General features: G+C 43.1%; 11 protein-coding genes. 9 read left to right on the forward strand and 2 right to left on the reverse strand.

Going from position 1 to position 12,033, the window contains the following annotated elements:
* The first annotated feature begins 300 nt into the window (after window positions 1–300).
* A complete protein-coding gene (gene nhaR / locus AAFX28_RS11415; protein ID WP_408687771.1) occupies window positions 301–1,191 on the forward strand; it encodes a transcriptional activator NhaR in 891 nt (296 codons plus the stop codon).
* Window positions 1,192–1,349: 158 nt separating this feature from the next.
* The gene (locus AAFX28_RS11420; RefSeq protein WP_408687773.1) at window positions 1,350–1,646 is read left to right on the forward strand and encodes an ArsR/SmtB family transcription factor; all 297 of its coding nucleotides are present in this window, start codon (window positions 1,350–1,352) and stop codon (window positions 1,644–1,646) included.
* Window positions 1,647–1,740: 94 nt separating this feature from the next.
* On the opposite strand, the gene rpsT is transcribed toward AAFX28_RS11420, so the two are convergent.
* Entirely contained in the window at window positions 1,741–2,001 is a 261-nt protein-coding gene (rpsT, locus tag AAFX28_RS11425; protein ID WP_004744855.1) for a 30S ribosomal protein S20, read from the reverse strand.
* Between the two features lie 247 nt (window positions 2,002–2,248).
* Here rpsT and murJ point away from each other — a divergent pair, with 247 nt between their 5' ends.
* The 6 genes from murJ (at window position 2,249) to ispH (ending at window position 9,879) form a co-directional block, all read left to right on the forward strand.
* Window positions 2,249–3,811: a murein biosynthesis integral membrane protein MurJ gene (gene murJ, locus AAFX28_RS11430; RefSeq protein WP_408687775.1), complete on the forward strand. Its 1,563-nt coding sequence runs from the start codon at window positions 2,249–2,251 to the stop codon at window positions 3,809–3,811.
* Between the two features lie 90 nt (window positions 3,812–3,901).
* On the forward strand, window positions 3,902–4,846 hold the full coding sequence (gene ribF / locus AAFX28_RS11435) for a bifunctional riboflavin kinase/FAD synthetase (protein ID WP_408687777.1): 945 nt from the start codon (window positions 3,902–3,904) through the stop codon (window positions 4,844–4,846).
* Window positions 4,847–4,901: 55 nt separating this feature from the next.
* A complete protein-coding gene (gene ileS / locus AAFX28_RS11440) occupies window positions 4,902–7,739 on the forward strand; it encodes an isoleucine--tRNA ligase (protein WP_408687779.1) in 2,838 nt (945 codons plus the stop codon).
* An 86-nt stretch (window positions 7,740–7,825) separates the two neighbouring features.
* Entirely contained in the window at window positions 7,826–8,329 is a 504-nt protein-coding gene (gene lspA, locus AAFX28_RS11445) for a signal peptidase II (RefSeq protein WP_408687781.1), read from the forward strand.
* Window positions 8,330–8,457: 128 nt separating this feature from the next.
* Window positions 8,458–8,889 carry an FKBP-type peptidyl-prolyl cis-trans isomerase gene (gene fkpB, locus AAFX28_RS11450; RefSeq protein ID WP_408687783.1) on the forward strand — a complete coding sequence of 144 codons (432 nt, stop codon included), beginning with the start codon at window positions 8,458–8,460 and terminating at the stop codon, window positions 8,887–8,889.
* Between the two features lie 24 nt (window positions 8,890–8,913).
* The gene (gene ispH, locus AAFX28_RS11455) at window positions 8,914–9,879 is read left to right on the forward strand and encodes a 4-hydroxy-3-methylbut-2-enyl diphosphate reductase (RefSeq protein WP_408687785.1); all 966 of its coding nucleotides are present in this window, start codon (window positions 8,914–8,916) and stop codon (window positions 9,877–9,879) included.
* A gap of 109 nt (window positions 9,880–9,988) precedes the next feature.
* On the opposite strand, the gene AAFX28_RS11460 is transcribed toward ispH, so the two are convergent.
* Complete coding sequence (locus AAFX28_RS11460) at window positions 9,989–11,473, reverse strand: carbon starvation protein A (RefSeq protein ID WP_408687787.1); 1,485 nt, start codon at window positions 11,471–11,473, stop codon at window positions 9,989–9,991.
* A gap of 204 nt (window positions 11,474–11,677) precedes the next feature.
* Between AAFX28_RS11460 and AAFX28_RS11465 the strand changes: the two genes are divergently transcribed.
* On the forward strand, window positions 11,678–12,022 hold the full coding sequence (locus tag AAFX28_RS11465; RefSeq protein ID WP_408687789.1) for a DUF2799 domain-containing protein: 345 nt from the start codon (window positions 11,678–11,680) through the stop codon (window positions 12,020–12,022).
* Window positions 12,023–12,033: the final 11 nt, after the last annotated feature.

Raw genomic sequence — 12,033 nt, forward strand, 5'->3', positions numbered from 1 at the left:
TTTTTTTTATCTTGTGACTGGTTTTTGGTGTGTAATTTGAAATTTACAATGATTTTAAGTATTTGAATTTAATGGTTTATTATTGAGTTTTTAAAGCCGATTTAAGATGTGACTAACATCGAAAAAAATCACAAAAAATTTAGGATGAGTAGAAGTTTATGACAACGAATTGTCATATTATAAAATCAGATTTCGGTAAAAGTTGATTAATGCTTGGTTATTATCGGTTTTGCCGAGTTATTGTTGTCATGGTTTGCTTTTGATATAACCATCATATCTGTTTAACAAGAGATTCTGTCGATGTCGCACTTAAACTACAACCACCTGTATTACTTTTGGATGGTGTGTAAACAGGGGTCAGTAACGAAAGCTGCTGATGCACTATTTCTTACCCCACAAACTGTCACAGGGCAGATCAAAGCACTAGAAGAGCGTATGGATGGTAAGCTCACTAAACGAAATGGTCGTAGCCTCGAACCAACGGAGCTTGGTCAACTGGTGTTTAAGTACGCTGATCGTATGTTTGGTTTAAGTTATGAAATGCTTGATATCGTTAACTACAGCCAACGCTCCAATATTCTATTTGATGTGGGTGTCGCTGATGCTTTATCAAAACGGTTAGTCAGTAAAATCTTGTTAACGACAGTACCTGATGACAACAGTATTCATTTACGCTGTTTTGAATCGACTCACGAAATGTTATTAGAACAGCTTTCTCAGCATAAGCTGGACATGATTTTGTCCGATTGCCCTGTAGATTCCAGCCAAAGTCCTGGCTTATATAGTAAGAAGTTAGGTGAGTCGAATATGAGTTTCTTCTGTTCAGGCAATGTTGATAACGTTAGTTTCCCAGCCGTATTAGAACAGAGAAAACTCCTGATCCCTGGTAGTCGCACAGCAATGGGGCGTAAGGTCTTGCAGTGGTTCGATAGACAAGGTTTGAAGCCAAATATCTTAGGTGAGTTTGATGACGTGGCACTAATGAAAGCCTTTGCCCGTTATCATCACGATGTGATCTTTTTAGCACCTTCCATTTATGTAACGGAAGTAGAAAGCGATCTCCCACTTCAGTTGATTGGCCATATCGATGAGCTAAAAGAAGAGTACTACGTGATCTTCGCAGAACGTATGATTCAGCACCCAGCAGTGAAGAATGTTTGTGATGCAGACTTCACAACCTTATTTAATTAAGAACTTTTTTCATTTCAACAAATAGATTAGTTGTAACAATTCGATTAATATTTGAAATATTCTTGTTGAATAGCATTGTTTTTAGTGTGGTTATAGCTCTAGACAGTGTAAAAGCTCAAACTGGATCTAGTTGTCATATTGTTTAGAGGTAGTGGCCGATGAATTTACAAGAGATGGAAAAAAACTCTGCTCAGGCGGTAGTACTACTCAAGGCGATGGCGAATGAGCGTCGTCTGCAAATCTTATGTTTGCTACATAACCAAGAATTATCAGTAGGGGAGTTGTGCAGTAAGCTTGAACTGAGTCAATCAGCACTTTCACAGCATCTTGCATGGCTTCGTCGTGATGGGTTGGTGAACACTCGCAAAGAAGCGCAAACTGTTTACTACACATTAAGCAGTGAAGAAGTTAAAGCGATGATCCAATTACTGCATGATTTGTACTGCAAAGAATAAAATTATTAGGGGTTATCTTGATAGCCCCAAATTTTGGGTATAAAAAAACCGGCTAATGCCGGTTTTTTCTTTCACTGTATAATCAGAGTTCTAATTAAAGAGCTTTGATTGCTGCAGCGAAACGAGACTTATGACGAGCAGCTTTATTCTTATGAATAAGGCCTTTAGTTGCCATACGGTCTAGGATTGGTGTAACTGCAGCGAATGCTTCAGTTGCAGCAGCTTTGTCGCCAGCTTCGATAGCAGCAACAGTTTTCTTCATGTAAGTACGCATCATTGAGCGACGGCTAGCGTTGTGCTGACGACGTTTCTCAGCCTGGATAGCGCGCTTCTTAGCAGATTTACTATTTGCCAAGGGTCTAACTCCCAAAAACTTAGTTCAGTGACAATTTAAGGGCAAGGAATATCCCCTATTTGCTCTTAAATGTCAAATAATTTGTGCAAAAACCAATCGAGCCAAACAAATTTTGGATTGAAAGGTCTTCACGGTTAAGATGGCGGGGATTCTAACAGTATTTTTTTTTCAATGCTAATACTAATCTGCTCTGGTTATGACATTCCTAGTGTAAAGTAAGGCAAAATTTTTGAATCCTGAGGTTATTGTGAGTAAACGTCTACTCAAGTCGGGCATGATTGTAAGTGCCATGACATTGATTTCTCGCGTTTTAGGCTTAGTGCGAGACGTAGTTGTTGCCAATCTAATGGGGGCAGGCGCAAGTGCGGATGTCTTCTTCTTTGCCAACAAAATTCCTAACTTTTTACGTCGCTTATTTGCTGAAGGTGCATTTTCTCAGGCCTTTGTTCCAGTATTAACAGAAAGCCACGCCGCTGGAGATATGGACAAGACTCGCGAGCTGATTGCGAGAGCGGCAGGTACCCTCGGGGTGATTGTCTCTATAGTTACATTACTTGGTGTATTAGGCTCTGGTGTTGTTACTGCTTTATTCGGCTTCGGTTGGTTCTTAGACTGGATGAATGGCGGGCCTTCTGCTGAGAAGTTTGAGCTCGCCAGCTTAATGCTCAAAATAACTTTCCCATATTTATGGTTTATTACGTTCGTTGCTTTGTCCGGCGCAATACTTAATACACTGGGTAAGTTTGCCGTCTCTTCTTTTACACCTGTTTTCCTTAACGTAATGATCATTCTCTCTGCTTGGCTTATCGCACCTCAGTTAAGCCAACCAGAAATAGGCCTTGCAATTGGTGTATTCCTTGGCGGTTTGGTTCAGTTTTTGTTTCAGATCCCGTTCCTAATTAAAGCGAGTGTAATGGTAAAGCCTAAGTGGGGATGGCGCGATCCTGGCGTTGTCAAAATCCGCACTTTAATGATCCCTGCCTTATTTGGTGTGTCAGTAAGCCAAATCAACTTATTGTTTGATACGTTTATTGCAAGCTTCTTACAAACAGGCTCAATCAGTTGGCTTTATTATTCAGACCGTTTGTTGGAGTTCCCACTCGGTTTATTCGGTATTGCGATTGCAACTGTGATTCTTCCTGCTCTTTCACGTAAGCATGTCGACGCTCAAAGTGATGGCTTTGCGCAGACGATGGATTGGGGCGTACGCATGGTGACCTTGCTCGGTGTCCCTGCAATGCTCGGTTTAATGGTGCTAGCTAAGCCAATGCTTATGGTGCTATTTATGCGTGGTGAGTTTACTCCGCAAGATGTCGAATTTGCTTCAATGTCATTGATGGCTTATGCCTCTGGTTTGCTGAATTTCATGCTTATTAAGGTACTTGCTCCGGGCTATTACTCACGACAAGACACTAAGACACCGGTGAAGTACGGAATCATTGCGATGGTGACTAATATGGTCTTTAACGCCATCTTTGCTTGGTTCTATGGTTATGTTGGGTTGGCAATTGCGACAGCGCTTTCCGCTTTCGTCAATATGTCTTTACTCTATCGTGGTTTACATCTTGCTGGCGTGTACAAGTTGACGCGTACAACACTCGTATTTATGGCCAAACTGGTCGTTGCTGGTGGTCTAATGATCACTGCTATTTTATGGCAATTAGAAGAAATGGACGTTTGGCTTACTTGGAGTTTGATGGAGCGAGTGATGTGGTTAACGGTACTTATTGGGTTAGGTGCTGGTGTTTACCTTGCGACATTGCTATTGCTGGGAGTCAGGTTAAAAGATTTAAAAGCAGCGACAGAGTGAGCGTGATTAGTATATAATCCGTCAGTTTTACGCAATAAGACTCTTTTTAGAAGAGAAATTAACACAAAGATAGGTTTTTAGCGGTTTCCAATGGAATTGATCCGAGGCATTCATAACATCAAGCCACGCCATCAAGGGTGTGTGTTGACGATCGGAAACTTTGATGGTGTTCATTTAGGCCACCAAGAAGTACTACGCCAAGTGTCTGAGCAGGCAAAAGTCTTAGGTTTACCTTCAATAGTGATGACCTTTGACCCTCAGCCATTGGAATTATTTGCTAAAGATAAAGCTCCAGCTCGTTTAACACGACTGAGAGACAAATATGTTCAGCTAAGTAAACTCAATATTGAAAGGTTGCTTTGTGTTAACTTTAACCACCAGTTTGCCAATCAAACTGCTGATGAATTTATTAGTGACTTGTTGGTTAAGCGTTTGGGTGTTAAGTTTCTCGTCGTAGGTGATGATTTCTGCTTTGGCCGTGGCCGTAAAGGCAACTTTGCCATGCTACAAGAAGCGGGTAAGCAGTATGGTTTTGAAGTGGTTAGCACTCAAAGCTTTCGTCTACAGCAATTAAGAGTCAGCAGCACTGCGATTCGTGAAGCATTAGCGAAAGATAAGCTTGATGCAGCAGCGGAAATGTTAGGGCGAGATTATAGTATTAGTGGTCGAGTATCCCATGGCCGAAAATTAGGCCGAACGATAGGTTTTCCTACGGCGAATATCCCACTAAAACGTTGCGTATCTCCTGTTTCTGGTGTGTATACCGTTGAGGCTTTAGGCCTTGGTGATAAACCAGTAGGAGGCGTGGCGAACATTGGCAATAGACCAACCGTTAACGGAGTTCGCCAGCAACTAGAAGTACATCTATTCGACTTTAAAGCCAATTTATATGGCAAGCAGTTAGAAATCGTACTTTTAGATAAGATTCGAGATGAGCATAAATTTGAGTCATTCGAAGCTTTAAAACAACAAATTGAATTGGATGCTGAAGCAGCAAGGGTGTGGCTGCGTCAGCGTAAAGACCAAGCGGTTTAGTTCGCTGCTTGGCATAATGTCTAACTGTCACCCAACACAACGGAATTAAGAATCGATGAGTGAGTATAAAGATACCCTGAACCTTCCTGAAACAGGGTTTCCGATGCGCGGCAATCTGGCGAATCGCGAGCCAGAAATGCTTAAGCGTTGGTATAAAGAAGACCTTTACGGCGAGATCCGTAAAGCGAAGAAAGGCAAAAAATCTTTCGTTCTGCATGATGGCCCTCCATACGCAAATGGTGATATCCACATTGGTCACGCACTAAACAAGATTCTTAAAGACATTATTATTAAATCCAAAACACTTTCTGGTTTTGATGCACCGTACATTCCTGGTTGGGACTGTCACGGTCTACCAATTGAACTAATGGTAGAAAAGAAAAAAGGCAAACCAGGCCAAAAAATCTCTGCGGCAGAATTCCGCGAAGAGTGTCGTAAGTACGCGGCAGGTCAGGTTGAAGGCCAAAAAGAGAGCTTTAAGCGCTTAGGTATCATGGGTGAGTGGGATAAGCCATACCGCACTATGGACTTCGGTACAGAAGCGAACATCATCCGTGCGTTAGGTAAAATCGCAGATAACGGTCACCTACTAAAGGGTTTTAAACCTGTTCACTGGTGTACTGACTGTGGTTCAGCTCTTGCTGAAGCGGAAGTAGAATACAAAGATAAAGTATCTCCATCTATTGATGTTAAATTCACAGCAGCAGATGAAGCGGCACTACTTGCTAAATTTAATCTAGCAGAAGGCCACGAAGGTCAAGGCGATATCTCTATCGTTATCTGGACAACAACGCCATGGACTCTGCCTGCAAACCGCGCAGTATGTCTACGTGATGATCTGGAATACGTACTTATTCAAGTTGAAGCGAACGGTGAGCAAGCTGCACAGCGTATCATCGTTGCTTCTGAACTAGCGAAAGACGTAATGGATCGTGCTGGCATTGAGCACTTCCACAACCTTGGTTTCGCAACGGGTGCGGATCTTGAGCTATCTCAGTTCAATCACCCATTCTACGATTTCACAGTTCCTGCGATCCTTGGCGATCACGTGACGACTGAATCGGGTACAGGTGTTGTTCATACTGCACCAGGCCACGGTCAAGAAGACTTTGTGGTTGGTAAAAAATACGATCTAGAAATCGCAAACCCTGTAGGCTCTAACGGTGTTTACCTACCTGATACTGAGCTATTTGCAGGTCAGCATGTATTCAAAGCGAACGACTCAGTACTAGAAGTTCTGAAAGAGAAAGGTGCGTTATTACACCACCACGCATACGAGCACAGCTACCCACATTGTTGGAGACACAAAACTCCAATCATCTTCCGTGCAACACCACAATGGTTCGTATCTATGGACCAAGCTGGCCTACGTGCAAAAGCACTAGAGTCAATCAAGGGTGTTGAGTGGATGCCTGAATGGGGTCAAAGCCGTATCGAAGGCATGGTTGAAGGTCGTCCTGAGTGGTGTATCTCTCGTCAACGTACTTGGGGCGTGCCAATTGCTCTATTCGTTCATAAAGAGACAGCAGAGCTTCACCCGAACACAATTGAGCTAGTTGAGAAAGTTGCTCAACTGGTTGAAGAAAAAGGTATTCAAGCATGGTGGGATGTAGAAATCGCAGACCTACTAGGCGAAGAAGCTGACAAGTACGAGAAAGTACTTGATACGCTAGATGTATGGTTTGACTCTGGTGTGACTCACTACTCAGTAGTTGACTCACGTGAAGAGTACAACGGTAACTCAGCAGACCTTTACCTAGAGGGCTCTGACCAGCACCGTGGTTGGTTCCAATCTTCACTAATTTCATCTATCGCAATGAAAGGCGAAGCACCATACAAGCAAGTGCTAACGCATGGCTTCGTAGTCGATGGTCACGGCCGTAAGATGTCTAAATCTATCGGTAACGTTGTTGCACCTAAAGATGTAACGAACAAGCTAGGTGCAGATATTCTTCGTCTATGGGTTGCTTCTACAGACTACACGGGTGAAGTAGCAGTATCAGATGAAATCTTGAAGCGTTCTGCAGATGCATACCGTCGTATTCGTAACACAGCACGTTTCTTCCTAGCGAACCTAAGTGGCTTTAACCCAGCAACAGATATCGTTCCTGCAGAAGAGATGGTAGCACTTGATCGTTGGGCTGTTGGTCGTGCACTAGCTGCACAAGAAGAGATTGTTAAGGCTTACGAAGAGTACAACACACACGGTGTGACTCAACGTCTAATGCAGTTCTGTTCTATCGAAATGGGCTCATTCTACTTAGACGTAATCAAAGACCGTCAATACACTGCGAAATTGGGTGGTCACGCTCAACGCAGCTGTCAGACAGCGCTTTACTACATCGTAGAAGCTCTAGTTCGTTGGATGGCACCAATCATGTCGTTCACTGCAGATGAAATCTGGAACGAAATGCCAGGCGAGCGCGATAAGTTTGTCTTCACTGGCGAATGGTTCGAAGGTCTATTCGGTCTGGCTGAAGGTGAAGAGCTAAACAACGAGTTCTGGACTGAAATCCAAGCGGTTCGTGGCGGCGTAAACAAACTTCTAGAAGACGCTCGTAAAGAGAAGACTATCGGTGGCTCACTACAAGCGGAAGTAACGCTTTATGCTGACGATGCACTCGTAGCGAAAATCAACAAGCTAGAAGATGAACTACGTTTCGTTCTTCTGACTTCTGCAGCAACGGTTAAACCTCTAAGCGAGAAGACGGATGCGGCTCAGGCTACTGACGTTGAAGGTCTATTCGTTGAAGTTAAAGCAACCGAAAACGAGAAGTGTGATCGTTGTTGGCACCACACTCCAGACGTAGGCACAATCGAAGGTCACGAGAAGATTTGTGGTCGTTGTGCAACGAACGTTGATGGTGAAGGTGAAGTTCGTAAATTTGCCTAATACGTCGATAGACTGAACTTTATGTAATTTTTATAGCCCCAGTATCTACTGGGGTTATTTTTAGGGCTCATTTTTCAGAGGATAAGATGTCAAATATTCCACTAAAACAATCAGGTGTTCGTTGGCTTTGGTTGGCGATTGTTATCTTCTTTGCTGATATCGGTATTAAGTTGTTTGTTATGGACAACATGGGGTATGGCTGGGCTAATCGTATCGAAGTATTGCCATTTTTTAACCTATTGTATGTACACAACTACGGTGCAGCTTTTAGCTTCTTAAGTGATCAAGCGGGTTGGCAACGTTGGCTATTTACTGGAATTGCGTTTCTAGTAACGGGTATGTTGACTTACTGGATGAGTAAGTTGCCAGCAAAAGAAAAATGGAACAACATCGCTTATGCAATGATCATTGGTGGTGCGGTTGGTAACGTCTTTGACCGCGTCGTTCACGGCTTTGTGGTCGACTACTTAGATTTCTTCTGGGGTGATTACCATTGGCCTGCATTCAATCTGGCAGATACGACTATCTGTATTGGTGCGGCAATGATTATCCTAGATGGCTTTCGTAAGAAAGAAGAAGCCAAAGCGTAATTCGTGATTGATCGAATAACCTTAAGCGCTGTCGGTTGATTCCGATAGCGCTTTTCTTTATGTTGAAGCGCTAATCGGTGAGCCTTATTAGCCCCGAAAAATAACAACAACTCCAAGGAAGCAGTAACGTGACTACAATAGCCCAAGATTCAGCAGTAACTCTGCACTTCACGATTAAGATGAAAGATGGCTCAGTTGCCGATAGTACTCACAATATGGGCAAGCCTGCCAAACTCGTCATTGGTGATGGTAGCCTGAGTGAAAATTTTGAGCAGTGCCTACTTGGTTTAAATACTGGGGAACAGAAGGCGATTGAGCTTAAAGCAGAAGATGCTTTTGGCTTGCCTAACCCAGATAATATTCACCATATGGACCGTGCTAAATTTGTTGGTGATGCAGAAGTTGAAGTCGGTACTATCATGGCATTTTCTGGTCGTGATGGTATGGAGATCCCTGGCATCATCACTGAGATTGCTGGCGATTCAGTAACTGTAGACTTCAATCATCCACTTGCAGGGCAAGATGTGACTTTTGAAGTTGAGATTTTGTCAGTAGAATAAGCGCCCAAAGAAGATTACGACTCCATGAGCAATGAAATGAAAATTAAGTTAGCTAACCCTCGCGGTTTTTGTGCCGGTGTAGATAGAGCGATCAGCATCGTTGAACGTGCATTAGAAATGTATCAACCACCGATCTACGTTCGTCACGAAGTTGTACACAACCGCTTTGTTGTTGAAGGTCTAAAACAACGTGGTGCTATCTTTGTTGAAGAGCTGCATGAAGTGCCGGACGATAACATTGTTATTTTCTCTGCTCATGGCGTATCTCAAGCAGTACGTAAAGAAGCTAAAGAGCGTGACTTGACGGTATTTGATGCGACATGTCCACTGGTGACCAAAGTTCATATGGAAGTTGCTAGAGCAAGCCGTAAGCATATGGAAGTGGTTCTAATCGGTCATGCTGGCCACCCTGAAGTTGAAGGTACGATGGGGCAATATGCTAGCGATGAGGGTGGTATGTACTTGGTTGAACGACCAGAGGATGTCGTTAAGCTGAAAGAGATCGTGAAAGATCCAAGTCATCTCCATTATGTAAGCCAAACGACATTATCTGTTGATGAGACAGCAGATGTTATTGAAGAGCTACGTCGAGTATTCCCTGATATTCAAGGGCCGCGTAAAGACGATATTTGCTATGCGACACAGAATCGCCAAGATGCAGTGCGTGAAATGGCAACAGACGTAGATGTCGTGATTGTTGTTGGTTCTAAGAACTCATCCAACTCTACTCGTTTGAAAGAGCTCGCTGAAAAATTAGGTACGCCTGGATACTTAACTGACTGCCCTGAAGATATCGAACCTCAGTGGTTTGAAGGCAAAGTAAGAGTGGGTGTTACAGCTGGTGCTTCTGCTCCAGAAGAACTCGTAAACAAAATCCTTGAACGTATTAAAGAACTTGTTGGCACTCGCTCTGTAGAAGAGATTCAAGGCCGTGAAGAGAACATGTTCTTTGAAGTGCCAAAAGAGCTGCAAATTAAGCAAGTCGATTAAGCCGCAATGAATTTTTAAAGCCAGCGATTTACGCTGGCTTTTTTATTATGTCAGAAAAATAAAAGGCTCCCGAAGGAGCCTTTTAGATAGCAAGCGAAGTGCGATTAGCTTATGCAGTTTCAGTGACTGCTTGTGGTTTTTCATCTTCAGGTAGGTCTGTTTCACCTTTACCTTTTGATACTTTAATAACGTAAGCCGTTACTGCTAGTGAGAATAGAATCCCTGCCACTGTTGAAACATTCATTGGTAAACCGAAACCAAGTGAGCTGTTGTTTAGAATGAACGTTGCACATACAGTTGTCATGAACATTGCTGGAATTGTGGTAATCCAATGCAGCTTGTTGTGACGTAGTAGGTAAGCAGATGCAGTCCAAAGCATCATTACTGCTGTCGATTGGTTTGCAAAACCGAAGTAGCGCCAGATAATGCCAAAGTCTACTTGAGTCAAGATGCCGCCAATAACAAACAGTGGTACTGCCATCATCAAGCGGTTACGCAGTGCTTTTTGATCTACGTTGAAGTACTCAGCAAGAATAAGACGGCTAGAGCGGAATGCTGTGTCACCTGATGTAATTGGTAGAATAACCACACCAAGGAAAGCAATCACACCACCAAACACACCAAGAAGTCCAAATGATGCGCTGTAAACAACATTGCCTGGGCCACCATTGCTTACTGCTTCAGACAGTGCATCTAAGTTACCAAAGAACGATAGAGCAATCGCACACCAAATAAGAGCAATTACACCTTCACCAATCATTGCACCGTAGAAAACAAAGCGGCCATTCTTTTCGTTTTCCATACAACGCGCCATCAATGGAGACTGAGTCGCGTGGAAGCCAGAAATTGCGCCACATGCAATCGTGATGAATAGTGCTGGCCATAGAGGCATATCATTAGGGTTTAAGTTAGAGAACATGTCTGAAACTTGGAAATCACCCATCACAGTGTGCTCACTAGAGAAAGCTACTGCCGTCATTAGGCCAACAGACATAAAGATAAGTAGAGCACCAAATAGCGGGTAGAAGCGGCCAATGATTTTATCGACAGGAACAATCGTAGCGATAATGTAGTAGGCAAAGATCGCAATGACCATAGTTGTCATGCTAACGCTAAATCCAGTTTGGTCATTGATTAGGTTGGTAATCATGCCCGCTGGAGCAGAAACGAAAACAACACCAACTAGCAACAACAGGACAATGGCAAAGATATTCATAAAGTGTTTTGCGCCTTTGCCTAAGTAGCGGCCAGTGATAGTAGGAACCGATGCTCCGCCATTTCGTACTGATAACATACCTGAGAAGTAGTCATGTACAGCACCTGCGAAGATACAACCAATTACAATCCAAAGCATGGCAGCAGGACCGTAAAGGGCACCCATAATTGGACCAAAGATAGGACCAACGCCGGCAATGTTCAGCAATTGAACTAGGTAAACTTTTTTCGTCGACATTGGAACATAATCAACGCCGTCAGTTTTTGTATGGGCAGGGGTTTGACGTTTTTCATTGATACCAAAAATCTTCTCAACGAAAGCGCCGTAAATAAAGTAGCCACCGATTAGGGCTGCAACGCAGGTTAGAAACCACAACATAGCACTTGTTCCTTAGTGAAATTTATTAAGCTCAGGTTGAATACTAAGTAATTCATTGCCAAGCTTCATTCGCTTCTAGAGTGAGTGGTCATATAGTGAATTGAGTGGTTTGCTGGGAAACTAAATGGTTTTTCTCGATTGTGAGTGGTATTTATTTAAATTTAGTGGTTTGATGATCAACAACAGCAAAAACAAGGAAAAATAATGAGAAAGATAGTTGTCGCTGCAATGGTGTCGCTACTAGCCGCATGTGCGAGTAGCCCAGAGCAATTAGCTGAACAAGGTGATTGGCACCAAATTGGTTATCAGGATGGTATAACAGGACACACTCAGCGCTCATATAAAGACTTATCGAGTCTAGGTAGTGTTAAGCAGTCTGACTATGATCAGGGCTATCTAGAAGGCGTTCGCGAGTATTGCAATCCAGACCATGCTTATCAGATAGGTTTGTCTGGTCAGTATTACGAAGGTGTTTGTGAAGGGACTGAAAACGCACAAAAATTCCGCATGGAATGGAAACGAGGTTGGGACAGTTTCTCTAAACAATAACAAAGTAGCGT

The organism is Vibrio sp. TBV020, from assembly GCF_046056895.1.
Classification (GTDB): domain Bacteria; phylum Pseudomonadota; class Gammaproteobacteria; order Enterobacterales; family Vibrionaceae; genus Vibrio.

Excerpts from the sequence above, each read along its gene's own strand:
- nhaR (WP_408687771.1), top strand. The coding sequence starts at position 301 with ATGTCGCACTTAAACTACAACCACCTGTATTACTTTTGGATGGTGTGT.
- AAFX28_RS11420 (WP_408687773.1), top strand. The coding sequence starts at position 1,350 with ATGAATTTACAAGAGATGGAAAAAAACTCTGCTCAGGCGGTAGTACTA.
- ribF (WP_408687777.1), top strand. The coding sequence starts at position 3,902 with ATGGAATTGATCCGAGGCATTCATAACATCAAGCCACGCCATCAAGGG.
- ileS (WP_408687779.1), top strand. The coding sequence starts at position 4,902 with ATGAGTGAGTATAAAGATACCCTGAACCTTCCTGAAACAGGGTTTCCG.
- lspA (WP_408687781.1), top strand. The coding sequence starts at position 7,826 with ATGTCAAATATTCCACTAAAACAATCAGGTGTTCGTTGGCTTTGGTTG.
- ispH (WP_408687785.1), top strand. The coding sequence starts at position 8,914 with ATGAGCAATGAAATGAAAATTAAGTTAGCTAACCCTCGCGGTTTTTGT.
- AAFX28_RS11460 (WP_408687787.1), bottom strand. The coding sequence starts at position 11,473 with ATGTTGTGGTTTCTAACCTGCGTTGCAGCCCTAATCGGTGGCTACTTT.
- AAFX28_RS11465 (WP_408687789.1), top strand. The coding sequence starts at position 11,678 with ATGAGAAAGATAGTTGTCGCTGCAATGGTGTCGCTACTAGCCGCATGT.